Annotated in this window: 19 protein-coding genes; 16 read left to right on the forward strand and 3 right to left on the reverse strand. The window is 52.1% G+C overall.

Features of this window, described 5'->3' with window-relative positions:
- Positions 1 to 63: 63 nt before the first annotated feature.
- Entirely contained in the window at positions 64 to 1,074 is a 1,011-nt protein-coding gene (gene asnA / locus ACEPST_RS10285) for an aspartate--ammonia ligase (protein ID WP_203646272.1), read from the reverse strand.
- Between the two features lie 614 nt (positions 1,075 to 1,688).
- On the opposite strand from asnA, the gene ACEPST_RS10290 reads away from it, so the two are divergent.
- The 6 genes from ACEPST_RS10290 (at position 1,689) to rfbB (ending at position 7,296) form a co-directional block, all read left to right on the forward strand.
- A complete protein-coding gene (locus ACEPST_RS10290; RefSeq protein ID WP_395390748.1) occupies positions 1,689 to 1,814 on the forward strand; it encodes a hypothetical protein in 126 nt (41 codons plus the stop codon).
- The gene (locus tag ACEPST_RS10295; protein ID WP_204121044.1) at positions 1,798 to 2,271 is read left to right on the forward strand and encodes a hypothetical protein; all 474 of its coding nucleotides are present in this window, start codon (positions 1,798 to 1,800) and stop codon (positions 2,269 to 2,271) included. Before ACEPST_RS10290 ends, ACEPST_RS10295 begins: the two co-directional genes overlap by 17 nt.
- A 185-nt stretch (positions 2,272 to 2,456) precedes the next feature.
- Positions 2,457 to 3,872, forward strand: coding sequence for an APC family permease (locus ACEPST_RS10300; RefSeq protein ID WP_203637435.1), 1,416 nt, complete (start codon positions 2,457 to 2,459; stop codon positions 3,870 to 3,872).
- A gap of 54 nt (positions 3,873 to 3,926) precedes the next feature.
- Positions 3,927 to 4,946, forward strand: coding sequence for a lipoate--protein ligase (locus ACEPST_RS10305; protein ID WP_203646276.1), 1,020 nt, complete (start codon positions 3,927 to 3,929; stop codon positions 4,944 to 4,946).
- A 175-nt stretch (positions 4,947 to 5,121) separates the two neighbouring features.
- Positions 5,122 to 6,198 (forward strand): LCP family protein, encoded by a 1,077-nt coding sequence (locus tag ACEPST_RS10310; protein ID WP_239064497.1) that lies wholly within the window; start codon positions 5,122 to 5,124, stop codon positions 6,196 to 6,198.
- A gap of 69 nt (positions 6,199 to 6,267) precedes the next feature.
- Positions 6,268 to 7,296: a dTDP-glucose 4,6-dehydratase gene (rfbB, locus tag ACEPST_RS10315; protein WP_204121043.1), complete on the forward strand. Its 1,029-nt coding sequence runs from the start codon at positions 6,268 to 6,270 to the stop codon at positions 7,294 to 7,296.
- Positions 7,297 to 7,368: 72 nt separating this feature from the next.
- Here the strand turns inward: rfbB and ACEPST_RS10320 are convergent, their stop codons facing one another.
- Positions 7,369 to 8,313, reverse strand: a complete 945-nt coding sequence (locus ACEPST_RS10320; RefSeq protein ID WP_204121042.1) for an NAD(P)-dependent oxidoreductase — start codon at positions 8,311 to 8,313, stop codon at positions 7,369 to 7,371.
- Positions 8,314 to 8,587: 274 nt separating this feature from the next.
- On the opposite strand from ACEPST_RS10320, the gene ACEPST_RS10325 reads away from it, so the two are divergent.
- From ACEPST_RS10325 to cydC, 5 genes are all read left to right on the forward strand, one after another.
- Positions 8,588 to 10,039, forward strand: a complete 1,452-nt coding sequence (locus ACEPST_RS10325; protein WP_125765128.1) for a cytochrome ubiquinol oxidase subunit I — start codon at positions 8,588 to 8,590, stop codon at positions 10,037 to 10,039.
- A complete protein-coding gene (cydB, locus tag ACEPST_RS10330) occupies positions 10,032 to 11,042 on the forward strand; it encodes a cytochrome d ubiquinol oxidase subunit II (RefSeq protein ID WP_204121041.1) in 1,011 nt (336 codons plus the stop codon). Before ACEPST_RS10325 ends, cydB begins: the two co-directional genes overlap by 8 nt.
- A gap of 769 nt (positions 11,043 to 11,811) precedes the next feature.
- Positions 11,812 to 12,705, forward strand: a complete 894-nt coding sequence (locus ACEPST_RS10335) for an IS982 family transposase (protein ID WP_204122300.1) — start codon at positions 11,812 to 11,814, stop codon at positions 12,703 to 12,705.
- A gap of 455 nt (positions 12,706 to 13,160) precedes the next feature.
- A complete protein-coding gene (cydD, locus tag ACEPST_RS10340; protein ID WP_395390757.1) occupies positions 13,161 to 14,894 on the forward strand; it encodes a thiol reductant ABC exporter subunit CydD in 1,734 nt (577 codons plus the stop codon).
- Complete coding sequence (cydC, locus tag ACEPST_RS10345; protein WP_204121039.1) at positions 14,891 to 16,627, forward strand: thiol reductant ABC exporter subunit CydC; 1,737 nt, start codon at positions 14,891 to 14,893, stop codon at positions 16,625 to 16,627. Before cydD ends, cydC begins: the two co-directional genes overlap by 4 nt.
- A gap of 58 nt (positions 16,628 to 16,685) precedes the next feature.
- On the opposite strand, the gene ACEPST_RS10350 is transcribed toward cydC, so the two are convergent.
- On the reverse strand, positions 16,686 to 17,663 hold the full coding sequence (locus tag ACEPST_RS10350) for a polyprenyl synthetase family protein (protein WP_204121038.1): 978 nt from the start codon (positions 17,661 to 17,663) through the stop codon (positions 16,686 to 16,688).
- 1,024 nt (positions 17,664 to 18,687) lie between these two features.
- Between ACEPST_RS10350 and ACEPST_RS10355 the strand changes: the two genes are divergently transcribed.
- The 5 genes from ACEPST_RS10355 (at position 18,688) to ligA (ending at position 26,532) form a co-directional block, all read left to right on the forward strand.
- On the forward strand, positions 18,688 to 19,596 hold the full coding sequence (locus ACEPST_RS10355; RefSeq protein ID WP_204121037.1) for a 1,4-dihydroxy-2-naphthoate polyprenyltransferase: 909 nt from the start codon (positions 18,688 to 18,690) through the stop codon (positions 19,594 to 19,596).
- Positions 19,597 to 19,681: 85 nt separating this feature from the next.
- The gene (locus ACEPST_RS10360) at positions 19,682 to 20,257 is read left to right on the forward strand and encodes a xanthine phosphoribosyltransferase (RefSeq protein ID WP_204121036.1); all 576 of its coding nucleotides are present in this window, start codon (positions 19,682 to 19,684) and stop codon (positions 20,255 to 20,257) included.
- A 109-nt stretch (positions 20,258 to 20,366) separates the two neighbouring features.
- Entirely contained in the window at positions 20,367 to 21,515 is a 1,149-nt protein-coding gene (locus ACEPST_RS10365) for an ATP-grasp domain-containing protein (protein WP_204121035.1), read from the forward strand.
- A 700-nt stretch (positions 21,516 to 22,215) separates the two neighbouring features.
- Positions 22,216 to 24,477 (forward strand): DNA helicase PcrA, encoded by a 2,262-nt coding sequence (gene pcrA, locus ACEPST_RS10370; protein ID WP_204121034.1) that lies wholly within the window; start codon positions 22,216 to 22,218, stop codon positions 24,475 to 24,477.
- 21 nt (positions 24,478 to 24,498) lie between these two features.
- On the forward strand, positions 24,499 to 26,532 hold the full coding sequence (ligA, locus tag ACEPST_RS10375) for an NAD-dependent DNA ligase LigA (RefSeq protein ID WP_204121033.1): 2,034 nt from the start codon (positions 24,499 to 24,501) through the stop codon (positions 26,530 to 26,532).
- Positions 26,533 to 26,553: the final 21 nt, after the last annotated feature.

Raw genomic sequence — 26,553 nt, forward strand, 5'->3', positions numbered from 1 at the left:
TAGAAAAGTCACGTGTCAAATAACCGGTTAGCGGCTATCTGACACGTGACTTTTTAAATTGGCTTAGAGTAAATGAATTCCGTTGGCTTCACATTGGTCGATCATTTCTTGTGGCCAGAGGGCAGCTTGGACTTCACCGACGTGGGCCTTACCCAGCAATAACATGCAGAGACGGGATTGACCGATCCCACCACCAATGGTGTAAGGCACCTCTTCGTTCAGCACCATTTGGTGATAAGGGAGGCTGAGGCGGTCTTCAGCGTGAGCCAGCTTCAATTGGCGCTTCATTGACTCAGCATCGACCCGGATGCCCATGCTGGAGATTTCGATGGCCTGTTGTAACGGTTCGTACCAGAACATGATGTCCCCGTTTAATTGCCAGTCATCGTAGTCGGGGGCGCGGCCGTCGTGACGTTTGCCACTCTTTAAGGCGTCGCCAATCTTCATCAGGAAGACGCAACCGAGTTTCTTGCTAATGGCGTTTTCGCGTTCCCGCGGCGTCATGGTTGGGTACATGTCTTCCAATTCTTGCGTTGTGATGAAGTGAATTTCGTCTGGTAAGTGGTGCACGGCTTCAGGGAACTTGTACCAAACTTCGTGTTCCATGTGCTTGATCACCTTGAAGATGGTCCGCACCGTTTGCTTCAACGTGGCTTCGGTCCGTTCTTCCTTGGTGATGACCTTTTCCCAGTCCCATTGGTCCACGTAAGCGGAGTGGAAGTTGTCGAGGTCTTCGTCCTTACGGATGGCGTTCATGTTGGTGTACAGGCCTTCGTGCAGGTTAAAGCCGTAACGCTTAAGGGCGACTCGCTTCCATTTTGCCAGGGAGTGGACGATTTCAATCGTGTCGTCGGCGCCCATGTCGGCCATGGTGAAGGACACGGGCTTTTCAATGCCGTTCAAGTTGTCGTTTAACCCAGTGGCTTTCTCCACAAACATGGGAGCGGACAGGCGGGACAGGTTCAGTTGCTTACCGAATTCTTCTTGGAAAGTTTCCCGGATGTACCGAATAGCGGTCTGTGTTTCCCGAACGGATAATTTTGGATCGTATGATTTTGGAATAATTAAATGCATAAGCTTTTTCTCCTTCTTGGGGCCTGATTTAAGATAAAACAAAAAGGTTTTCCATCCCTTGTGTAAAATCAAGGGACGAAAAACCTTTTCGCGGTACCACCCAAGTTGTCGATCCAAATGATCGGCCAGCTCAATCAGAGTACAAACATACTCCACCGATGGTAACGTACCGGTTAACGGCTTACCCTAGCGTGACAACGTCATTTCAGGAAGCAACTAAGAAAGTGTTTTTCGGAAAAATCAAGCACTGATTGGGTTTGCACTAGGTCCCAACTCACTGACAGGCTGACTTAACTTACTCCTCTTTCCTGCGTTTTTTATCTTGTGGCATTAATACTAGCACCATTTTGAAAATTGTAAATGCCTAAATTAGAATTTAGCGAGATTTTTTCTGGTTAGGCCCTCATCAAATAAACGGCACTAGTAGAAGAAAATACTTGGCCAAAAAATGTTAATTTTTTTGAGAACGGTGCCGTGATGGGCCTAAATTAGGCGTTTTGATAATTAAAATTATCAGAGTTTAAGATTCCCTGTAGGCGGGTGAAAGGGTCTAGACCCATCGCTAGTTGGCAGGGTATGCTGGGGATAATTTAAGGGAGTAGGGGATGACCAGCATGCACTTTGAGGACTTATTTATCATGACCGGCCAGTTGAACGGCGCGGCCAAGGCGTTGGAATTTGGCAGCACCATGACCGAGCGGATTCACCCACGGGAGGTTCCCCATGAAAATGACCGATGACCAGTTGAAGGCGTTGATCCGCGAGATTATCGCGCAACTGCGGGCCGCCGGTGTTCACGTGCGCGTCACGAGTCACCGGACGCCCAGTCTGTACCTCCACCTGGACCATGACGTGCTGAAAGAGATTCGGATCAGTGACCATCATATGGGGCAAAAGTCTAAGCACCGCGTGGGGTATGACATCCTGATCGACCGGGACCGTCACCGCAAATATGCCGCGGCGACCCGGTGTGTGGAATACGGCGCGAACAATGCGGCAACGGTCGTGACCAAGGTGATTGCTGACCGTGATCACAAGGTGCAGGCGTTAGGCCCGCGGAATTATCAGCGACTGGTGCAACTGGCCCAACGGCATCCCCAACTTCCACACAAGGAAGCGGCCTTTGAAAATAAGTTGAGCGCCTTTCTGGATATGGCGCCGGTCGGTGGGGGACGCCGGGAACGGCCCCGAATTTAGCGACGCTTTCTGAGAGATTAATGGCGTCAACCATTGGATGCGAGCTTTGGAGACAAAATCAGCAGTTAAGCCCACAGTTATCCGCTTTCAAGCGATTTTTCACTTGACATTGCGACCAAATGAAATTAGACTATGATAATTGGTTTAATCGAATTCTCATTAATCATTTGGAAGGAGGGGTCGACTTGGGACGACCAAAGCAACTCTTTATTAAGAAACAGGTGCAGACGGACTTATACAAGAAAACGGGTCTCGAAAAGACACTGACAGCGTTTAGTCTGACCACCATGGGGATTGGGGCCATCGTGGGGTCCGGGATCTTTATTACGCCCGGACTGATTGCCGCCAACTATACGGGCCCAGGGGTCATGTTGTCCTACCTGATTGCCGTTGTCGTTTGTGCAATGGCTGCCCTGTGTTACTCCGAGTTCTCCTCAACCATTCCGCTTGCCGGGAGCGCGTATACCTATGTTTACGCGGTCTTTGGTGAGTTTGCGGCCTGGATTCTCGGGTGGGCGCTGATCTCTGAGTACCTATTTGCGGTGTCCTCGGTGGCCGTGAGTTGGTCTTCTTATTTCCAGAACCTCTTAGCCGGTTTTGGGTTAAAATTGCCCCCGTTCCTTCAGGCTGCGGCCGGGACCGCTGGGGTTAAGGGCGGCGGCATCGACGTCGTGGCCTTAGTCATCACCATGTTGGTGGCCTGGTTGCTCTCGAAGGGCATTCGAGAATCGGCCAAGATCAACAACATCATGGTGATCGTTAAAATCTTGGTTATTTTATTATTTATCGGCATTGCTATTTTTTACGTCAAACCAGCGAACTATAATCCGTTCTTACCATTTGGCACGAGCGGAATTTTCAAGGGGGCGGCCGTGGCCTTCTACGCCTATATCGGGTTTGATGCCGTGTCGACGGCTAGTGAGGAAGTCAAGAATCCCAAGCGCAACATGCCCATTGGGATTATCAGCTCCCTCCTAGTGGCCGCCGTGCTGTACGTGAGCCTGTCGGCCGTGCTGGTTGGCGTGGTGCACTACACCAAGCTGAACGTGGCCGACCCCGTTGCCTTAGCGTTGACGCTGATTCATCAGAACTGGGCGTCCGGGGTGATTTCCTTTGGGGCCATCGTGGGGATGACGACCGTGTTGATCGTGATGTCCTACGGGGGCACGCGGTTATTGTTTGCCATTAGTCGTGACGGTCTGTTACCAGCTTCACTGAAGAAATTGAATCCAAAGACACACGTGCCCGTGGCCAACACCTGGATCTTCGGAGCCATTGCCAGTGTCTTTGCGGCCGTGATTCCCATCGATAAGATTGCGGAACTGGTCAACATCGGGACGTTGTCGGCATTTGCCATGGTTTCTTTGGGCATCGTCTTCCTGCGTCACGACGAACGGTTTAAGAATTTGGATACCTCGTTTAAGGTGCCGCTGTATCCGTACCTGCCAATTGCTTCATTTCTGGCCTGTGTGTACTTGATGACGCAGCTTCAAGCATTTACCTGGGAAGCCTTTGGCGTCTGGGTCGTCATCGGGCTGATTGTGTACGTGTCTTACGGGTATCACCACAGTCGCGTCCGAGAAATATCACAAGCCGGGTAACGCTTTCATTTTTCGTGGTAGAATGGTCATAGACTTATCGAGAGGGATGACTTGATGCGTTACCTAGCAAGCCCGAGTTTAGATATTCGCCAAAATTTAGCGATTGAAACGTACCTGATGGAGCACGCCGATTTGACGGAGCCCATCCTGTACTTCTATGTGAATTCACCGTGCATCATTGTCGGGCGTTATCAAAATGTCCTGGCAGAAATCAACCAACAATACGTGAAGGACCACAATATTATTTTGACCCGGCGGACGTCCGGTGGGGGCGCCGTGTACGACGACCTCGGCAACGTCAGCTTTAGCTTTATCACCAAGGATGACGGGGATGCCGTGGGCAACTTTAAGCGATTCACCGATCCCGTGATTAAGGCCCTTCATCAAATGGGCGCGACCGGTGCCGCCATGACGGGGCGCAATGACTTGACGATTGACGGTAAGAAGTTCTCTGGCAACGCCATGCACGTCGAGAATGGCCGCATGTTTTCTCACGGCACCTTGATGTATGACGTGGACCAGTCACAAATCGCTCATGCCTTACAGGTCCCAGCCGACAAGCTGGCGACCAAGGGCATCAAGTCCGTTCGGAGTCGGGTCACCAACCTGAAACCTTACTGTGCGCCCGAATATCAACACTTAACCATTGAAGAGTTCCGGGATACCCTGGCTAAAGAGATTCTGGGTGTCAGCGATTTAAGCCAGGCCCATCAATATGAGCTGACGGCGACCGATAAGGCTGGGGTGAAGGCCTTAGCCGACCAGTACTTTAACAATTGGGACTGGATTTACGGCAATGATCCAGCTTATTCGTTGACGCGGCGCCAACATTTTCCAGCCGGCACCGTCGAGTTTGATCTCGATGTGGACCAGGGGAAAATCAAGGCCGTCCAGATTCACGGGGACTTCTTTGGGCAATTGCCAATCGAAGATGTGACCCAGCAGTTGACGGGGATTCCGTACACGCCGACTGCGATTCAGGCGGTCTTTGATCAGTTGGATGTCGCCAGTTACTTTGGTAAGATTCCAGCCACTGATCTAGTTGATCTCTTAGCCAAGCAGCCTCAGGCTTAATTGAAGGACACAATCGGAGCGTTACTGTTGCGACGGTAGCGCTTTGTTTTTTTCTTAAGGTTCCGCAGAACTTAGGTCACGTTAAGACTTAACCCCTATAATGGTCAAGTCGATTATAAATAGAATCCGCCAGCTGTGACCATTCCGGCTGGGCTGAAAGGGTGGGTATCAAACCATGGAAATGGAAAAGCGGCAACGGCCGCGTCGTAAGAGACATCCAATTCGGAATATTATCATCATCTTGATTATTGCTTTAATCGGGGGTGGCGTGGCCTACGGGATGAAAAAGTACCAAGGCATCAAGGACAGCGTTGACCAGACCTATAAAGCCTCCGGAGTTAAGAAATTGCGGAACGTGAACCAGGTCTTAAAGGATAAGGAACCCGTATCGATTCTCTTGATGGGGACGGATACCGGGGCCCTCGGTCGGACATTTGCTGGGCGGACAGATAGTATGATGGTGGTCACCATCAATCCGACCACGAATAAGACCACGATTACCAGTCTGGCCCGGGATACGGCGGTCAACATTCCTGGTTATGAGGACTACGGGATTTCCAAGATCAACGCGGCCTACGCCTATGGAAAATCCAAGACGGCAATTACGACCGTGCAGGACATGCTGAACGTCCCAATCGATTTCTATGCCATTATCAACATGGGTGGAATGGAAAAGATTATTGATGAGGTTGGAGGCGTGACGCTGAAACCAACGCTGACCTTTAGCTACGGGGGTTACTCGTTTAAGAAGGGCGTACAGACCCACATGAACGGGAAAAAAGCCCTGGCTTACTCCCGGATGCGTGATGATGATCCACTTGGCGATTACGGGCGACAAACGCGGCAACGTAAGGTCATCATGGCCTTACTCGGCAAGTCGAACTCCATTACGTCGCTGCTAAATCAAAGCTTTATCAGTTCGTTATCGAAACAAACCCAGACGGATTTGACCTTCAACGACCTGACGGCGCTGGCAACGAATTATCGTAAGGCAATTTCTAGCGTTAAGACGACCCACCTGCAAGGAACCAGCGAGACCATCAATGGTCAAAGCATGGAGGTCGCCTCAAAGACCGAGCTTCAGCGCGTGACAAATTATATTCGGAATGCCCTGAGTTTGGCCCACAAGTCCACGGGGACCATTGCTCAGATGGATGCCACATCTGGCACGACTGGGAGCACGACAACGACCAGTTCTGACAACGGCGGTACTAGTGATTCCGGTAACGGTGGACCTGGTAACGGCTACTAAGGATAAATAAATTAGGCACGACAATCCATTAGGGGTTCTCGTGTCTTTTTGCGTGAAGGAGTTTTGATGATGAAAGAGTTATTAGTAACCGGTGGCGCCGGCTTTATCGGGGCTAATTTTGTCCGATACGTGGTGGCGCATCAGCCCAACGTTCACGTGACCGTTTTGGATAAACTGACCTATGCGGGTAATCGCGCGAACTTAGCCGGATTGCCGGCCGACCGGGTGACCCTGGTGGTGGGGGATATCGCGGATGCTGTCGTGGTTGACCGGCTGGTGCGTGACGCGGATGCGGTGGTCAACTATGCCGCCGAGAGCCACAATGACCGTTCACTGCTAGACCCGTCACCGTTCATGCAGACCAACATTATGGGGACCTACACCTTGTTGCAGGCTTGTCGGCAGTACGCCGTTCGATTTCATCAGATTTCCACCGATGAAGTGTACGGGGACTTGCCGCTGCGTCAGGACCTACCCGGGCACGGTGAGGGGGCCGGTGAAAAATTCACGCCCCAGTCGCGCTACAATCCTAGCAGTCCGTATTCGGCCTCCAAGGCCAGTGCCGACATGCTGGTTCGCGCCTGGGTTCGCTCGTTTGGTCTCAAGGCAACAATTTCTAACTGCTCCAACAACTATGGGCCTTATCAGTACGTGGAAAAATTCATTCCGCGCCAAATTACCAATATCCTAAGTCACCGGCGGCCGAAGCTATATGGGGCCGGCGCCAATGTTCGAGACTGGATATACGTGGACGACCATTCGCGAGCCGTTTGGACCATTTTGACGCGTGGCAAGCTGGGCGAAACCTACCTGATTGGTGCCAATGGGGAGCACAGTAACCGTGAAGTGCTGGGGCTCATTTTGAAGCTGATGGGTCAGCCGGCGGATGCCTTTGATTACGTGCGCGACCGGCCGGGACACGATGTCCGGTACGCCATCGATGCCAGTTATCTTCAGCAGTCGTTAGGCTGGCAGCCACGGGTGACCGACTTCACGGCAGGCTTGCAGCAAACGATTGCCTGGTACCAGGCACACGAAGCGTGGTGGCGCGGGGATAAGGATCGGGTGGAAGCGGAGTACCGGGAGAATGGGCAGTAAAATAACCCCGTAAAAAAAACGTCTCTGCCCAACAAATGGGTAGAGACGTATTTTACGTTAGTCTAACAAACGTTAGTAACCACGGTTGACATCGACGCGGTTGACAGTCAGCTGACCGTCAGCTTCCCAGCTCTTCAGGTTATCACTGAGGTAACCAAAGATGGGCCGGATGTTGTCGACATCGAAACCGGTTTGGTGCGGCGTAATCAGGACGTTCGGGTAATCCCACAGCTTGGACTCGCGGGGAAGGGGTTCCGTCTCAAAGACGTCCAAAGCGGCATTCAACACGTTTTGGTAAAGTAGGGCGTGCATGAGGGCTTGTTCGTCGACGGACTTCCCACGGCCAACGTTGACAAAGATCCGCACACCATTTAATTTTTCAAAGTAATCGGTATTAAAGTAATGAACGGTCGCCGGGGTGGCAGGCATCGCATTGATGATGACGTCGGCATCCTTGACTAACGCAGCGTCATCTTCCAGACTCACCGTGCCCTGGAAACCAGTGACACCATGGCCGGAGCGGTTGACCCCAAATGGGTAATTGCCAAAGCCGTTCAGCAGCTCGGCAATGTGTTGGCCGATACTGCCGGTACCGTAGATGACGATTTTTTGGTTGGCCAACGTTGCCAGGTCAGAGCGCGCGGGGACCTGCCAGAAGTGGCCGGCTTGATTCTTGACCGCATCGTTAAAGTCGCGCAGAAAGTAAAGTAAATAACCAATCGTCGACTCCGCAATGGCCGCAGAGTAGGCGCCACTTGCGTTGGTGACTTGAATATTGTGGGCGTTAATCCAATCGAGGGGGAGATAATCGACCCCAGCGCTCACCGTTTGAATCCAGCGCACGTGATTCTGTGGGTTTTGCAGAACGGCTGGACCGTGTTGCCCCCAGCCAAAGATGATGTCAATATCCGTGGCGGTTTCCCAGTCACTAGCGGGAACCACGTCGACACCCAGGGATGTTAGGGCAGTGATTTGCGTTTGATTTAAGGTTGGAAAGGTTAATAATCGTTCTGTCATGTAAAAAACCTCCTTCGACGTTTACCGTCCCCTCCATTTTAGCACGAGTTTGCCAGAAATCCCGCGAAAACAGGGAGAACGCTTACATAAATAACACACATTGGCTAAAGTGTCACGAAGGCTAACAACTTAATTGCACACAAATTTCGAATATAATCCATTAACTTTGGGTAGATTGGCGCCCAACCATTGCTTATTGACTTATCACTCGATATAATAGAGCCAAGACAGCAATTATTTATTTACACTAATAACGTTTGGGGAGGTTAGAAAAATGTTAAATCTTGGTCTGGATATCCTGGGCCTAGCGCGATTCCAATTTGGAATGACCACTGTCTTTCACTTCTTCTTCGTTCCATTTTCAATCGGCTTGGCCTTTGTCGTCGCCGTCATGGAAACCATGTATGCGATTAAGGGTGATGAGGATTACAAGAAGATGGCGCAGTTCTGGGGCAAAATGTTCCTGTACAGCTTCGCCGTTGGGGTGGTTACTGGTATTATTCAGGAATTCCAATTTGGGATGAACTGGTCTGAATACTCTCGGTTTATGGGGGACATCTTCGGTGCGCCATTGGCCATTGAAGCACTGGCAGCCTTCTTCATGGAATCCACGTTCATCGGGATGTGGATGTTTACCTGGGACCGCTTCAATAAGTGGGTCCACACGCTCTTTATTTGGTTAGTTATGTTCGGGTCTTCACTTTCTGCATTATGGATTCTGGCTGCCAACAGTTTCATGCAGAACCCATTGGGCTACATCATCAACCAACAAACGGGCCACGTCCAAATGGTCAGTTTCGGGGCTGTTTTGAGTAACCCGCAACTGTGGAGTGAATTTCCGCACGTTATCTTCGGCGCTTTTGTTACCGCTTCCTTCGTCATTGCCGGCTGTGCCGCATGGCGTCTGCTGAAGAAGGACCACGTGACGTTCTACCGCAAGTCTTTGAACGTCGCCCTGGTCATTGGCTTAATCTTCTCCCTGGGTTCCATTGCCAGTGGGGATATTCAAAGTCGTTACTTAATCAACAACCAACCGATGAAATTTGCCGCTATGGAAGGGCTCTACAAGGACTCGACCAATAAAGGTGAATGGTCAATGGTTGCTGGATTCGACAACAAGCAACACAAGACGACTTGGTCCGTTGATGTGCCGTATGTCTTGAACTTATTGAGTTACCACAAGACAACCGGGACCATCAAAGGGATGAACACCATTAACAAGGAGTTACATGCCAAGTACGATAAGAAGTACGGCAATGACATTAACTACTATGTCCCAACGAAGACCTTGTTCTGGAGCTTCCGGATCATGTCTGGGGCGGGGGCACTGTTTGCCTTGCTCGCGATTGTTGGGCTGTTCTTTAACCGCAAGAAGTCGCAGCTGATTATGAATCAACGCTGGTTCCTCTACATCATGGGTCTGTGTCTATGGCTCCCATTTGTGGTCAACACGGCTGGTTGGTTCATCACTGAATTTGGGCGTTACCCTTGGGTCGTCTATGGCTTACTGACCATTGCCGACGCGGTTTCGCCAAATGTATCCGTTGCCTCGCTGCTGACATCAAACATCGTTTACTTCCTGATGTTTGCCGGCATGGGCCTGGTCATGATCGTTCTGTGTCACCGGACGTTGAAGGCTGGTCCTGATACTGAAAATACCGATGGGTATGCGGCGGGCGATACTGACCTTGATCCGTACTCAAAGGGGGCGTTCAACCATGACTAGCTATCAACTGATCTGGTTTATTTTAATCGGCGTGCTGTTTAGTGGGTTCTTCTTCCTAGAAGGGTTTGACTTTGGTGTGGGGATGCTCGTCAAGAGTTTTGCCAAGACCGAAGCCGAACGTGACGTTGTGATTCGGTCAATCGGACCACACTGGGATGGAAACGAAGTCTGGTTGATCACCGCTGGTGGTGCCATGTTCGCGTCATTCCCAATGTGGTACGCGACCCTGTTCTCCGGCTTCTACCTGGTACTGTTCTTAATTCTGGCCGCCCTGATCTTCCGGGGAGTCTCGTTTGAATTCCGAGCCAATATGCAAACGGCAACCTGGCGAAACTTCTGGGAGTGGGCTTCCACGATTGGGAGCTTCTGCGCAGCCTTCCTGTTTGGGATGCTGTTCACCGCCATGATTGCCGGGATGCCTATTGATAAAAATGGGGACATGACCGCGCACTTCTTCGACTACGTCAACCTGTTCTCCATCGTTGGTGGGGTAGCGGTGACTGTCTTATCCCTGGTTCACGGGTTAAACTTCATTCGTTTGAAGACGTCTGGTGAATTACGGGAACGGGCCTTGGCCTGGAACAAGATTCTGTACCCCGTTTTATTTGCGGGTGAAGTGTTATTTGCCATCCTGCTGTACTTCTCAACCGACTTCTTTGCCAAGAAGCCACTGACGACCACGGCCATCGTGGTTGCCTTGGTCATCTTCACTTGCTTGGCTTACTGGGGTGTGTTGGGGAACCACGAGTGGCTGTCCTTTATCGGCAGTGGCCTGTCACTGGTCAGTGTGGTTGTCTTGATCTTCAATGGGTTATTCCCACGGGTCATGGTTGCCAATAATCCAGCGTACTCACTGCTAATCAAGAACTCTTCTAGTTCACCTTACACGTTGCACCTGATGACCATCTTGGCGTTTAGCATCTTGCCAATCGTCTTGATCTACTTCATCTGGAGCTACTGGGTCTTCTACAAGCGGTTGGCTTCACCTAAGCAAAACGCTTAATTTAAGTTAAATGCACCTGTTTGGTGCTAGGGTCCTCACGACTTTCCCGGCCGTGGGGATTTTTAGTTAAACCAGGTTTTGCCAGCGGTTCCGAGCTGGCGAAAACTGGGCCTGGTCGCTTCCGTTCCCGACGGCGCGCTCAAGGCGTCCTGCTGTGGGGCCGGTTCCAGCCTGAGGGGCGGGCTTCCACCTCAACTTTGAGCCTGGGGTGCGGTCTCAAAGGTTGTCCCATGGACTAAGCCGAGTGAGAAACCTCGGCTAAGTCCATCGACACAGCTGGACACCTTGGCTCGCCTCTGGTCACTCCCACGACCGGCCCAGTTTTCCCAGCTCCGCGGCTGACACCGGTTTAACTTAGTGTGGTGTGTGGGTGTGCTTCTTGGGGAGCGGCACGGATTCGTGTTGTGGTTTGTTCCAGCCGAAGGGCAGGCTTCCACCTCAACTTTGAGCCTGAGGAGCGGTCTCAAAGGTTGTCCCGTGGGCTAGGCTGAGAAAATACCTCAGCCAAGGCCACCGACACAGCCGGTCACTTTGATCCGCCTCTGGTCACTGACACTGACCTTGCTGGCCCAGTTTTCCCAGCTCTACGGCTGACAGTGGTTTAACCGATGGTGGTAGTCGATGTTGACTGAGATTTACTGTGTATTAACGCGTAGTGCTAGTCATGTAATATTTATTGGATAGAATCTTGAATCAAATCAAATAGTATGCAAAAAGCCCGCATTTGCGGTAGCTTCTAAGGTGACTAAACCAGAAAGAAGAACCGTAAATGCAAGGCCTCCTTAAAACTATCCCAAAATTCAATTTAATTCAAGAGACTATCCAGAAATTCATCAAAATTATCACACCTGTTTACCAACTTTTGCCAAAATATATTCGTTTCCGTCAAAATTACAAACAGCTAAAAGTCAGTGATATCACTATTATCGCCTGCATGCTTACGCGAATAGACTTACGGGACCCATCAGAAACGCACTTCCACCAAACTTTGATGGCAGCAGGAATTATCGTCCCAGAACGTAGCCGTTACAACCGCCGGTGCCGAAATCTTCTTCAAATAATGAAGCTGATTCGCTGGCAATTATTGAAGCAATATCGTCACAGCACTACCTATGAAATCATTGATAGTGCACCAATCACTTTAGTCTCAGCAAGGCGTAGTAATCAAGCTAGGGTCTTACGAGGTGTTGCCGATAAAGGTTTTAACGCCACCAAACAGTTATATTATTACGGATTCAAACTACACGCGGTCATGGATAATAATGGATATTTCGTGAACTGGGAACTAACAGCGGCCAACGTTGATGATCGAAAGCCAGTCGAAGAATTATTGCGAGAAGTCCCAGCACGTCAGGTTCTAGCGGACGGCGGCTATCTTAGCCGTCCCCTTCAGCAACGGCTGAAAACGCAAGGAATCAACTTCTGGTTCCCACTACGAAAGAACATGCGTGACTCAGGCCACGTTAACTCTTCGTTTTTAAAGAATCAACGGCGCCACATTGAGACTGGTTTTAATAATCTCAATACGGTAGGCCACTTTGAACATCCAGGAACCGGTACGCTAATCGGCTTAGGCAGCCGATTAGCAGCACTGTTCTTGTGGAATACACTCAAAGTTCATAGTAATCTGGTTCGTGGCCGAAGTGGATTGCGAATAGACTAGCACTACGCGTTGTGTATTAGGGTGTACATATTGAGGCCGACTACGAACGAGCCGGGGAGATAACAGGACACGGCTGGGTGAATGTTGACGTAACCGGTTGGTTTGGCGGTTGTCGTCAAGTGAAGCCGGAGGCAGCTAGATACGCGGACCTGTGTCGGTGTTCTTAGTGCGGCCGGGGTTGCCGGACTTAGAACACGGGCCACTTGGGAGATTCACGTTTTTGGTGAAGCTTCCAAGTGAGGGTGAAGACCGCACTGTGGCTTCAGCCGGGCCTCACAGGCGGGGCGTATCTAGCTGCCGCAGGCGAGAACGCCAACGCACAATTCCAAACCAACCAGTTGTGACCAACTAAATTGTCGAAAAGATGTTGGGGAGCGGCGATTGGTAGCGCTTAGATACCTAAAAAATGCTATCATTACAATATGAGTTATCACTTGTTGTGAGGGGGCTTTATTTTGATTGATTCACGAGTTTTTAAATTTCCGGGTGTGAAACCGGCCGCGGCGATTGAGGCGGTACTGACGGTGATTCAAGCCATTATGATTATTATTCAGGCGCAGTACTTGTCGGCCGCAATTGTTCAGCTCTGGAAACAACAACCCATCGATACGATTGTCGAACCGTTGGCGGTGTTTGCGGTCGCCTTCCTGGCGCGTCATTTGTTGACACTCTTAAAGGATTGGCTGATGTATCCGTTTGTCGAGCGAACGACCAAGAAACTGCGGAAGGATTTTATGGCCAAGCTGTTTGACCTGGGTCCCAGCGTCGTGGCCGAGAAGGGGACCGGGAATGTGGTCACCATGGGCCTGGAGGGTATCGACAAGATTCAAACCTACCTGATGATGATTATCGGGAAGGTGCTGGACCTGTCGATCACGCCCTGGTTGGTGCTCATCTACATTGCCTTTATCCAATGGAAAGAGGCGCTGTTCCTACTGGCCATCTATCCGTTTATTATTATCTTTATGATTATCTTGGGACTCGCGGCGCAAGCCAAGGCCGACCGGCAATACGCCGGGTACCAACGGCTATCCAATCACTTTGTGGATACGTTGCGGGGCCTGCCAACCTTGAAACAGCTGGGCTTGAACGAAAAATATGCGGACAACGTTTATCAAGTCAGCGAAGATTATCGTAAGAAGACCATGGCGACCCTGACGATTGCCATGACCTCAACGTTTGCGTTGGACTTTTTCACGACGTTGTCAATCGCCATTATTGCCGTTTTCTTGGGTTTTGGTTTGATGAACAATTCGATTCAACTCCTGCCAGCACTGGTCATTCTGACCCTGGCACCGGACTATTTCGCCCCAATTCGGAACTTTGCCAACGACTATCACGCGACCCTGAACGGGAAAAATGCGTTGACGGCCGTGCTGGACATTTTACAACGCGAAACGCCGAGTGACCGGGAGCTCTTACCAACCCGCGAGCCCGTGTGGACGGCCGACGATGACGTGCGGTTTGATCACGTGAACGTGGCTTATGGCAAGGATGCTGCGACGTTAAAGGATATCACGTTTGATGTGCATGGTTTTCAGAAGGTCGGTATCATTGGGGCCTCTGGTTCCGGGAAGTCGACGCTGATCAACACATTAGGCGGTTTTCTGAGCCCACAAGACGGGGAGATTCACGTCCGGGGAACGCAGGTGCCGCACCTCGACCAGAAGGCGTGGCAACGGAGCTTCGTTTACATTCCGCAGGCGCCGTACTTGTTCCATGCTAGTTTGCGGGACAACCTGGCTTTCTATGCGCCGGATGCGAGCGAAGCGGCCGTCAATGCCGCTGCCGCCAAGGCCGGATTGACCGACTGGATTGCCTCCTTGCCAGCCGGCTTGGAGACCCAAATCGGTGAGGGGGCCCGGGGCGTCAGCGGGGGCCAGGCCCAACGGATTGCGTTGGCGCGAGCCTTCCTGGATGATTCACGGCGAGTGCTGTTATTTGACGAACCCACGGCGCACTTGGACATCGAAACCGAAGTGGAATTGAAACAAACTATGATGCCGGTCTTTGCGAACCATTTGGTCTTCTTCGCGACCCACCGGCTCCATTGGATGAATGAAATGGATTATATTTTAGTGATGGACCACGGCGAAATCGTGGAGCAGGGAACGCCTGCCGAACTTCAGGAGCGAAACGTCGCCTACGTTCGGTTGCGGTCTGAAATGGAAGGAGCGACGACACGATGAAGGGATTTTTTGCGACGTTTAAACACGATCATTGGGTCATGCCGTACCTGCGGCGCTACCGGAAACTGTTGGCGTTGGTGCTATTTCTGGGCTTCATGACCTTCTTCTGTGGGGGCGCGTTGATGTTTAACTCCGGCTATCTGATTAGCCGGGCCGCCACCCATCCCTACAACATTTTGATGATTTACGTGCCCATCGTGCTCGCGCGGGCCTTTGGGATTGGCCGGCCAGCCTTTCGTTATGCGGAACGGCTGACCAGTCACAACTGGGTATTGCGAATCGTCTCGGACTTTCGAAAGCGACTGTATCAGGCCGTGGAGAAGCAGGCGGTCGCCATTCGCCAGACGCACCAAACGGGGGATGTCCTCAGTATCTTGGCCGAAGACATTGACCATATTGAAAACCTTTATTTGCGGACGGTCTTTCCACTGGTCATTGGTTGGCTACTATATCTATTCGTGGTCATTGGGATTGGCTACTTCAACTGGGCATTTGGCCTGTTGATGCTGCTACTGCTGGGTGTAATCGTCATTTTCATGCCGCTGTTATCCGTGACGGTGAACGGGCGGCGGGAGTTCCAGGCACGCCAGGTGCAACGGAACTTTTATACCAAACTGACCGATTCCGTGCTGGGGTTGGGCGACTGGCTGATTTCTGGTCGGCGGACGGCCTTTCTAGCGCAACAGGACCAACCCATCGATGAGATTGCCACGCTGCGGCGGGCCGACCACCATTTCCAGTGGTGGCGGAACTTTGCCATTCAGGTCGTCTTCGGGGCAGCGGTCGTGCTGATTGTGTGGTGGGCCGGATTGACGTTTACCCACAATCAGGCCGAGGCCAACTGGGTCGCCGCCTTTGGGTTGGCGCTTTTCCCAACCGTCGAACCATTTTCAAGCATGAGTCAAGGGGTCAGCGAGTGGCCGGTCTACAAGGATTCCATCGAACGGGTCAACCGCTTGGATGAAAATGAACCGGAACAGGCCCCACAGACCACGATCAGCGGCGAGCCAACCTTGAAGCTGGACCACGTGGCCTTCACCTATCCGGGGGCCGAGCGCCAAGTCATTGATGATCTGTCCTTAGAGCTCCATTCGGGTGAAAAGTTGGCCTTGTTGGGTCCCAGTGGGACGGGGAAGAGCACGCTGCTCAAACTTATTTTGGGAGACGAAACGCCCGCAAGTGGTCAAGTAACCCTCAACGGCGTACCGATTGCCCAGTTACAACAGCAACGCGCGCAACTCTTTGGCGTGTTGGACCAGCAGCCTTACCTGTTCGACACGACCGTGATGAACAACGTGCGCTTGGGAAATTTAAACGCCACTGATGAGGACGTTCACGCGGCCGTCAAAGCCGTTGAATTGGATGATCTGATTGGTCGGTTGCCCCAAGGCTACGACACCGAGGTCCAAGAGGCCGGGAGCCGGTTCTCTGGTGGGGAACGCCAACGGTTATCCTTGGCGCGGATTCTCTTGCAGGATGCGCCCATCATCATTTTAGATGAACCGACCGTGAGCCTGGACCCGATTACCGAACAACACTTACTGGACACGGTCTTCAGCGTGCTCCACGACAAGACGATTATCTGGGTCACGCACCATTTGGCAGGCATCAATCACGTCGATCAGGTCCGCTTCATTGAAAACGGCCGCTTCGACATGCAGGGAACACCAGCCGAGCTGTACCGCGACAATGCCCGTTTCAGAGCGTTGTACGATTTGGATCGTGGAAAATAAAAGTGTACGCAAAAAGGGTCATCCTCACGTGGGGATGACCCTTTACTTATGCAATCGATTAATGATCACGCCGAAGGAGCATGGTCGTGAGTTTCTCAAGGTCGGCCTGTGCCTCGCCGGCGGGCAGTTGTTGAATCAGCTCCAACGCTTTTTCCGTATGGGCTAGGGCCAATTGCCGAGCAGCTTCGACACCATGGTACTGGGCGACCAATGCCTGAACGGCCTGAATATCCGCGACTGTCATGTCCTTTTTCTTACGCAACAGGTGGTGGAAGTCTCGTTTGGCCTGGGGAATCGCCAGAATCAGGGGCAAAGAGTACACGCCGGAGCGCAAGTCTTCCAGAACGGGCTTCTGCGTTTTGGCCGGGTCGCCCGCATAATCCAGGATGTCGTCGAGCATCTGGTAGGCGCAACCAATGGCAATCCCAATCTCACGGGTAATCGCCACCACGCTGGCTGGTGCACCAGAAAGTTTGGCACCGGTATAGCAACTCAGCGCAAACAGCTCGGCGGTCTTGCCAGCGACTTCGTTGAGGTAGGCGTCAATCGTGATGTCCTCACGGTAATTGAGGTCCATTTGGTGAAGCTCCCCCTGCAGAATGCGGTGCATGGCGTCGATGTGTTCCTGCACCATGTGCCGGTCGTCCGTGGCTTTTAAAACCTGATTGAAGTACACCGTGAACATGAAGTCGCCGGCGTAAATGGCGTTGCGTTGGCCATACTTCATCTGAATCGTGCGCACGCCACGACGAGTCGGGGACTCGTCGATGACGTCGTCGTGAATCAGAGTGCCAACGTGCAGAATTTCTAGTGCCGCCGCGCCGGCCTGTAATTCCGCTGGCGTGCCCTGGTTCCCGAATTTAGAGAATAGGTAAAAATATCCCGGACGCAACAGCTTGCCGCCAGATTTTAATAACGCTAATATTTTGCTGTGGATGGGTTGGTTATCCAGCTGAACTGCCCGGAAAAGGTAGTCCTGTAGCGCATCCAATTGCGGTTCTACTTGTGGAAATTGCCGCCAAAGTTGTCGATCCATTTTGCACCTCGCTATGTATGTTACGTTAAAATTTATCTTACCGGCATGTGGAAACGTTGTCAAATAAAGGTTACTCTGTTGTTCGAATTTGTTAGGGCATTGGGTGGACTAGTCGGACCAAATCGGCGAGAAATGGTGTGATATCAAGGATTATCAGACTGAACGGTGCGTGACTTAATCCTGGTGGAATCGTTGCGGGTAAAAACTAATTTGTGGGGCTGGGGCGAAGGGGCTAATCCATGTCTGTAGCGGTTGAACTCGCCGCAGACATGGGCTATTATCAAATTGTGGCTAAACTAGTTGTTAGCATCGCCTCCGGGCTGGTGAAAACTGGGCCGTGTCGCTGTGGGCGCACGTCCGAAGCCTAGGGGGCGGTCTTCGGACTTACTTTGAGCCGAAGACCACGTCTCAAAGATAGCAGTTGCCTAAGCGGGGGACCCGCTAAGGCAACTCCCACGGCTGAGCCCATTTTCACCAGCCCTGCGGCTAACACGGGTTTAGCCCGTGAGGATTACCGCTAATCTGCGTGTTACCTGGATGGGGGCCGGGTCGCGTGCGTTCCCTGCGGTGCGCTACGGTAACCACCCGGCTGTGGGGCCGGTTCCAGCCGAAGGGCGGGCTTCCACCTCAACTTTGAGCCAAAGTTCGGTCTCAAAGGTTATCCCATGGGCTCGGCTGAGAAAGTCCCTCAGCCAAGACCATCGACACAGCCGGTCACCTTGGCTCACCTCTGGTCACTTCCACGACCGACCTAGTTTTCCTAGCCCTGCGGCTAACACTGGCTTGGCCATATGTAAATTGTCGCTGATCTGCGTGGTATTGCGTATGGTGGACCGTCCGTCCTCGCCATGTCTGGCCACCTGGGGGTCTCTGATTACTCACATGACTAGTCCTGTAGTAGATTGTCGCGTAACAAAATATTCAGCATACATAATTCTCGGCTTATTTGGCAGTTTTATGTCAGCATTAAGTCGGAGATCAAATCAATAGTATTGAACTTATAAAAAATTCAGGAGGAATCCGTATGACCGTCAGTACCTTTCTCGAACTCGTTGAAATCAAAGCCAAAATTGCCTCTGTTTGGCCATTTCTATTGGGTGTTATTTTTGTCCAGGCTAACTATCAGCACGTGAACTGGGGTGTTACCGGGTTATTCTTTGTGGCGATGCTGCTTTTTAATATGGCCGTGGATATCAATGATAATTATCAGGATTATACCAAGGCAGGCAATCAGGCTGCCGAATGGAAGAAGCATACCAACATCATTGGGGTCCATCACCTGGCCGTTAACCGGATTTTTGCCCTGATGGCGAGCATGGCGGTGGTGGCGGGGGCCATTGGATTGACCCTCGTTTGGGTGACCGGCTGGCCGTTATTGGTCATGGGGGTCTTTTGTTTCCTCGTTGGCTACCTATATGCTGGTGGGCCATGGCCCTTATCTGGCACGCCCACGGGAGAGTTCTTTGCCGGGTTTACCATGGGCTATATGATTATGTTAATCACAGTTTATTTAAACCTTTATCAAACGTCCGCCTTCACCGGGCAACTCATGGGGCGCGTTTTACTGGCATCGGGGATCGCCGTGATGGCCATTGCCGCGTTATTGCTGGCTAATAACATCTGTGACGCCGCCGAGGACCTGAGCCTGAACCGGAAGACGATTGTCTACTACCTGGGCAAGCAGGGGGCCTTATGGCTGTTTGCGAGCTTCTACGTCATCGGGTATCTGTCTCTGATTGTCAGTGTCATCCTGGGCGACCTGCCCAAATGGTCGTTGCTGGCACTGATCAGTGTGCCATTGATTGTGCGTAACGTTCGCGGTCTGTTTCGCGTTCAGGTAAAGAAGGAAACCTTTATTCTAGCCGTCCGTAGCTTAGGAATTCTAGCGCTGGTGACGGTCATTTCGGAATTACTCGGCCTCTGGTTGGGTTAAGCATTCCTAAATGTCTGGTCAGGTTGGTGTTTTTTAAGCAGCAATCGGGTAGAATGAAAGAAATACTTTTTGGAGGTCAAAGACGATGAAAATTTTAGAAGATCGCATTCGACAGGACGGGACGGTTTTACCGGGCAACGTGCTGAAGGTTGATAACTTTTTGAACCACCAAATTGATCCCCAACTGATGGACCAGATGGGGGCTGAATTTGCCAGCCAGTTCAAAGATGCCGGCATTACCAAGGTTTTAACGGTCGAATCCTCTGGGATTGCGCCCGCCGTCATGGCCGGGCTACATTTACAGGTTCCCGTTATCTTTGCCCGCAAGCACAAGAGCCTGACACTGCAGGACAATCTGTACACGGCCAAGGTTTACTCATACACCAAGCAGGTCAACAACGATATTTCCATTGACCGTCGCTTCCTGTCACCCGAGGACCGGGTGCTGATTGTGGATGACTTTCTCGCGAACGGACAGGCCGTTCAGGGATTGTTTGATATTGCTGAAACGGCGGGGATTACGGTCGCCGGTGTCGGTGTTGTCATCGAGAAACGCTTCCAGAAGGGCCACAAAATGGTCGTTGATGCCGGCGTGCCATTGGTGGCATTGGCCAGCATTGCGTCCTTTGCGGATGGTCAGGTCATTTTTGCCCAGGATTAGGCGTCGCAAACTTGTTTAATCGCTTGGGAAACTTTAGAATAAAAAGTGAATGGTTTCAATCTTTAACACTGACGAAAAAATTAATTTTAGGTAGAAAGTAGGGAGTAAATTGGCGAACACGGTCTTATATCCTGGAGATACTGTTGGGGTGATTGGTAACAGCGCTAACGCGGCAATGTTGGTAACAACGGCCCGGAAAATGGGGTTGCGTGTCGGGGCGTACGGCGCTGACGAAACGAGTGAGGCACTACAATTAGCAGACTTCAAGGCAGTTGGCACCGCGAAGGATCGCGACAAACTCCAGCATTTTGCTGAGAGCTGTGCGGCCATCGTGTACGATTCGGACCGTGTGGACACGGATGTCATCAAGTTCTTGGCACAGTTCACCCGGGTTCCACAGGGGTCGGACATGCTGGAAATGATGCAGGATCGGTTGCTGGAACGGGCCTTCTTTGATCAGTTAAATGTGAACGTGGCCCCATACGCAACGATCATCAACTTGGACGACGTGTACCAATCCGTCAATTCCATTGGCTATCCTTGTGTCTTGAAGCCCATCCAAAAGGAATGGTCCCATGGCCGTGAGTTAGTCATCAAGACGCAAACGGATATTGCCAAGGCCGCTGGGTTACTCGATTGGGGCACCTACATTTTGGAATCGCAAATCGCTTATGACCGAGAATTTTCAATCATCGTTGCCCGTGATCAAGAGGGGAACCAACAAGCCTTTCCAATCACGGAAGTGCAGTCGGTCAATGACCGGGCTCAGAAGACCTGGGTCCCCGCACAACTTGATGACGACGTGGCTAGTGAAATTCACCGGATTGCGGGGGAAGTCGGCAAAAACGTCAACTATGTTGGGGTCTTTGAAGTCTCCTTCTATCTCACCAGCAGTGGCGCGATTTATGTGAAAAAGATTGTTGCCGCGCCTAGCGAGACGGGGTACGTCTTCGGGGATGCCGCAACGGTCGACGAATTTGCGCAACACATGCGCGCCGTTTGTGGCTTACCTTTGGCCCAACCAACGATCTTAACGCCAGCAGTCACGGCTAACTTTACGGCCAGTCAGCTGACGGCTATCCGGACGCAGTGGCAGCTCAAGGCTAACTGGCACTTCACCTTTTACCATTTGCGCAAACCCGCCGATGATGACGTGTTGGGGCACATTTCGGTGCAGGGGACAGCGGTCAAACCGCTGCTCGACCAGTTAGACGACACCGCCATCTGGTCCACCCCAACCGACCCAGCAGTCGACTAGGGTTAACGTGGAACTGGCGCCTCCGGGAGAGTGAGAATGGGACCGGAACGCTGTGGGCGAACGCCCGGAGCCAAAGAGCGGTCTCCGCGCTTACTTTGAGCCACCCAGGTGTCTCAAAGATATCAATGTTCTAACCGGCAAACAGCGCCGCTAAGAACATTCCCACGGCTAAGCCCATTCTCACTCTCCCTGCGGCTTACATCCAGTTAGCCCGGTGACGGCCAGTAAGTTAGTATTGACTTGTGGGTGTCGCTGGGTTGTGGGGGAGGACAGCGGATATGTCGCGGTTTTAATCCGCTGTCAGCCGTGAGGTCGGCGAAAATAAACTCAGCCGTGGGAATTATCTTAACGGTTGATCCTGACCGTTTAGATAATTGGCGACTTTGAGACTCGATTCTTGAGGCTCAAAGCGAGCCTGAAGACCGCCCTTTGGCTTCAGGTGTCCGCCCACAGCGTTCCGGTTTATTTTCGCCGACCGGTAAGGCGTCAACAACGACAACAATTAAAAACAGTGACATTGCGCATCTGATCACCCGGCTGGCTGATTGGGTGCGTTTATTGGTGTGCCTGACTTTTTAACCGTAAAAATTATGGTAGCGGTACCCGAAAATTCTTTTGAAATATCGGGGAGACTTCCAGCAGAACGTATGTTTTTTTGGTATACTATTCAAGACTAATTACAGAGAGGACTGTGTTCACGGTGGCAGGAGAAGAATTGTTAACTGGCATGAACGATAAGCAAACGGAGGCCGTCCTTCAGACGGAGGGACCGCTGTTGGTATTGGCGGGTGCCGGTAGTGGGAAGACCCGGGTGTTAACGCACCGGGTCGCCTACCTGATTGAGCACAACAACGTGATGCCATGGCGGATTTTGGCGATTACCTTTACGAATAAGGCCGCCAAGGAAATGCGCGAACGGGTCATTAAATTACTGGGGCCAGATGGCAACGATGTCTGGGTCTCCACGTTCCATGCCCTATGTGTGCGGATTTTACGGCGAGATGCCGATAAGCTTGGCTACAACCGGGCCTTTACGATTGCGGATCCCGGGGAACAACGGACGCTGATCAAACGGGTTCTGCGGCAACAAAACTTGGACGTGAAGAAGTTCGACCCCCGTTCCGTACTAGGGGCCATTTCAAACGCCAAGAACGCCTTACAAACACCAGCGATGATGCGTGAAGCCGCTGGGAATCCCTTTGAAACGACGGTGGCAACGGTCTACGAGAGCTACCAACGTGAGCTGCAGGCCAACCAGGCCATGGACTTTGATGACCTGATCATGTTGACCATCAAACTCTTCAATCAAGATAAAGAGGTCTTGGGTTACTACCAAGAAAAATTCAAGTACATTCACGTCGATGAATACCAAGATACCAACGATGCCCAGTACACGCTGGTCAACCTGTTGGCGAAGAAGTACGGCAATCTCTGTGTTGTTGGGGATGGGGACCAAAGTATCTATGGTTGGCGGGGTGCCAACATGGAAAACATTTTAAATTTTGAACATGATTACCCCGCTGCCCACGTGACGTTGCTGGAACAGAATTACCGGTCGACCAAGACTATCTTGAAGGCTGCCAACGATGTCATTCAACGCAACGTTAACCGGAAGAAGAAGGATCTCTGGACGGACAATCCGGAAGGGGAAAAGATTTCGTATTACCGGGGCCAAAATGAAAATGATGAGGCCCATTACGTAGTCGCTAAGATTCAAGAAGAACGCGAGCAACATAACCGCGGTTACGGCGATTTCGCCATCTTGTACCGGACCAACGCCCAATCCCGGGTGATTGAAGAAACTCTGGTCAAGACCAATATTCCGTACACCATGGTCGGTGGCCACAAGTTCTACGACCGTAAGGAAATTCGGGATGTCCTGGCCTACCTGACGCTGATTGCCAATCCAGCCGATTCCATGAGTTTGGAACGGATCATCAATGAACCTAAGCGGGGTATTGGCGCCACGAGTGTCGAAAAGCTTCGGGACTTTGCGGAAATGAACGATTGGACAGAGTTAGAAGCCACGCAAAACATTGCGTTGGCCACGAACCTGGGTGCCCGGATTCGCAATGCCATGGAGAAATTTGGGATGACGTTGAAGGCTGTGCAAGACAAGGCCGCCACCATGAGCGTTTCCGAAATCACCAATGAATTGTTGGATCAGACCGGTTATATGGCGGCCTTGAAAGCCGTTGCTGCTAAGAACCTAGAGGCAGAGACCCGGATCGAAAACATCCAAGAATTCTTATCCGTGACGCAGAAGTTTGATGATGATTGGGATAACGCCGATCATGATGAAACGGAAGAACGACTGGTTGAATTTCTGGCTGATTTGGCCTTGGTTTCCGCGCAGGACGACGTTGAAGAGGAACCCGCTGAGGTGACCCTGATGACATTGCATGCGGCTAAGGGACTGGAATTCCCCGTCATCTTCCTGATGGGTTTGGAAGAGGGGATTTTCCCACTATCCCGGGCCATGCTGGAAGACGACGAGTTGGAAGAAGAACGGCGGTTGGCCTACGTGGGGATTACCCGGGCCCAAACCAAGCTGTATCTGACCAACGCCTATTCGCGGATGTTGTACGGTCGGCGTCAAACCAACCCGCAGTCCCGTTTCGTGACCGAAATTGATCCGGAGTTGCTGCATTTAGACTACAGCGAAACGCAATCCGGCTTGACGCCAAGTCGGCGTGACGTGCCATTTGCCCGGCGAACGGCCAGCGCAGTTGCCAAGCCATACGCCGGTAAGACCGGCCGGGTCAGCGAACCAGCTGGTACCGGTGCCGGTGAAGTTAGCTGGGGCGTCGGCGATAAGGCCAGCCATAAGAAGTGGGGCATCGGGACCGTGGTCAAAGTCAACGGGACCGGTGAAGATGCCGAATTGGACATTGCCTTTCCAGAACAGGGTGTGAAGCGGTTATTAGCCGCCTTCGCCCCAATCAAGCGAGTCGAAAAATAAGTGTGACGTGGGAGGAATTTGATGACTGACAAACCCATTAAAACCTTAACGGCGGAGCAAGCCGCTGCCGAGGCAGCAGAGCTCCGGCCCCAATTACTTAGCTGGGGCAAACAGTATTACAACGCGGATGCACCAACGGTCGAAGACGACGTGTACGATCGCGTTTATGCCCGGTTGGTCGCCTTGGAGACAGCCTTTCCAGAAATCGTGACGCCGGAGTCACCCACGCAAAACGTGGGGGGCACCACCCGTGGCGACCTGCCTAAGGTGACCCATGAGATTCCCATGCTGTCGTTGGGAGACGTGTTCTCCATTGACGAGCTGAAGGAATTTGATGAACGTCTTCGGAGCAATGTTGACGAGGACTTTGACTATAATTGTGAATTAAAGATTGATGGCCTGGCCATTTCACTGCGGTATGAAAACGGTGAATTCGTGCAGGGGTCAACACGGGGTAACGGGCAAATTGGTGAAGACATTACGGCCAATTTGAAGACGATTCCGTCCATTCCGCAAACCCTGAGCCGGCCACTGACGATTGATGTTCGGGGCGAATGCTACATGCCTAAGGCCGCCTTCCTCGCACTGAATGAGCGACGCGAGGCGGCCGGTCAGGCGCCGTTTGCCAATCCCCGGAACGCGGCGGCCGGAAGTCTGCGCCAACAAAATACGCAGGTGACCGCCGATCGTAAGCTGGCGACCTTTATGTATAACATCGCCGACTACGAGCCGTTAAACACGCGAAGTCAGAGTGGCTTGCTGGACGAGCTGGCCGAACTCGGCTTTACCACGAATCCGGCCTACCAGGTTGCCCACAACATGGACGACGTGGCGACTTACATCGACCACTACCAGGGGCAACGGTCTGACCTGCCTTACGGTATCGATGGCATCGTGATCAAGGCCAACTCCTTGCCGCTTCAACGAGAAATTGGGGCGACGGTCAAGGTACCGCGGTGGGCGATTGCCTACAAGTTTCCACCTGAAGAGGTCCAGACGACCGTCTTAGATATTGAGTGGACGGTCGGCCGAACGGGAATCGTGACGCCAACAGCGGTCATGACGCCCGTTGCCTTAGCTGGAAGCACGGTTGCCCGGGCATCCCTGCACAACCCCGATTACCTGACGGCTAAGGACATTCGGTTGGGCGACACGGTCCTGTTGCACAAGGCCGGGGACATCATCCCCGAAATTTCTCAGTTTGTGGCCGCTAAACGCCCAGCGGATGCGGAACCCTATCCCATCCCGACGAACTGTCCATCCTGTGGGGCGAAGTTGGTCCACCTGGATGAGGAAGTGGCGCTGCGGTGTATCAATCCGCGGTGTCCAGCCCAATTGGCCGAGGGGATGAATCACTTTGCCTCCCGGAATGCCATGAATATTGCCGGTTTAGGCCCGCAGATTGTGGCGCAACTGTTTGACCGTCAATTGGTCGACGATGTGGCCAGTCTTTACCGGCTGACGACCGACCAATTATTAACTTTAGATAAATTTGGGGAGAAGTCAGCCCAAAACCTCTTGACAGCGATTGATAATAGTCGCAATAATTCATTAGAACGTTTGCTATTTGGCTTAGGTATTCGCCACGTGGGGGCTAAAGCTGCGCGGTCGATTGCGGCTGAATTCGGTGATATTGGTAGCTTGATGGCGGCTGATAGCGAGAGCATCTCCGCCATCGACACGGTTGGTGGCATCATCGCCGACAGTGTCGTGACCTATTTTGCCAGTGATCAGGTTCGTGAATTGATTGATGAACTCCGGGCAGTCGGCGTCAACCTGACGTATACCAGTGGGGCGGCAACGCCCGTGGATACGGAAGGCCAGTTTGCTGGTCAGCGTATCGTATTGACCGGGAAGCTCCAGGAACTGAGCCGACCGGAAGCGACCGCCTGGCTCGAGCAACACGGGGCCACGGTTACGGGGAGCGTCTCCAAGAAGACGGATCTACTGATTGCGGGTGAAGCCGCCGGTAGCAAGCTCACCAAAGCCCAGTCGCTCAACGTTCCGGTCTGGAACGAAGCGCAACTACAGGCAGCGATGAACGAAACGAAATGATGACTTTAGGAGGAAACAAGT

It is taken from the genome of Levilactobacillus sp. FUA 3915 (assembly GCF_044053135.1).
Lineage (GTDB): Bacteria > Bacillota > Bacilli > Lactobacillales > Lactobacillaceae > Levilactobacillus > Levilactobacillus lanxiensis.

Excerpts from the sequence above, each read along its gene's own strand:
- ACEPST_RS10335 (WP_204122300.1), top strand. The coding sequence starts at position 11,812 with ATGCAAGGCCTCCTTAAAACTATCCCAAAATTCAATTTAATTCAAGAG.
- ACEPST_RS10290 (WP_395390748.1), top strand. The coding sequence starts at position 1,689 with ATGCACTTTGAGGACTTATTTATCATGACCGGCCAGTTGAACGGCGCG.
- ACEPST_RS10355 (WP_204121037.1), top strand. The coding sequence starts at position 18,688 with ATGACCGTCAGTACCTTTCTCGAACTCGTTGAAATCAAAGCCAAAATT.
- ACEPST_RS10325 (WP_125765128.1), top strand. The coding sequence starts at position 8,588 with ATGTTAAATCTTGGTCTGGATATCCTGGGCCTAGCGCGATTCCAATTT.
- ACEPST_RS10305 (WP_203646276.1), top strand. The coding sequence starts at position 3,927 with ATGCGTTACCTAGCAAGCCCGAGTTTAGATATTCGCCAAAATTTAGCG.
- cydB (WP_204121041.1), top strand. The coding sequence starts at position 10,032 with ATGACTAGCTATCAACTGATCTGGTTTATTTTAATCGGCGTGCTGTTT.
- ACEPST_RS10310 (WP_239064497.1), top strand. The coding sequence starts at position 5,122 with ATGGAAATGGAAAAGCGGCAACGGCCGCGTCGTAAGAGACATCCAATT.
- asnA (WP_203646272.1), bottom strand. The coding sequence starts at position 1,074 with ATGCATTTAATTATTCCAAAATCATACGATCCAAAATTATCCGTTCGG.
- ligA (WP_204121033.1), top strand. The coding sequence starts at position 24,499 with ATGACTGACAAACCCATTAAAACCTTAACGGCGGAGCAAGCCGCTGCC.
- ACEPST_RS10295 (WP_204121044.1), top strand. The coding sequence starts at position 1,798 with ATGAAAATGACCGATGACCAGTTGAAGGCGTTGATCCGCGAGATTATC.
- ACEPST_RS10350 (WP_204121038.1), bottom strand. The coding sequence starts at position 17,663 with ATGGATCGACAACTTTGGCGGCAATTTCCACAAGTAGAACCGCAATTG.
- cydC (WP_204121039.1), top strand. The coding sequence starts at position 14,891 with ATGAAGGGATTTTTTGCGACGTTTAAACACGATCATTGGGTCATGCCG.
- ACEPST_RS10320 (WP_204121042.1), bottom strand. The coding sequence starts at position 8,313 with ATGACAGAACGATTATTAACCTTTCCAACCTTAAATCAAACGCAAATC.
- rfbB (WP_204121043.1), top strand. The coding sequence starts at position 6,268 with ATGAAAGAGTTATTAGTAACCGGTGGCGCCGGCTTTATCGGGGCTAAT.
- ACEPST_RS10360 (WP_204121036.1), top strand. The coding sequence starts at position 19,682 with ATGAAAATTTTAGAAGATCGCATTCGACAGGACGGGACGGTTTTACCG.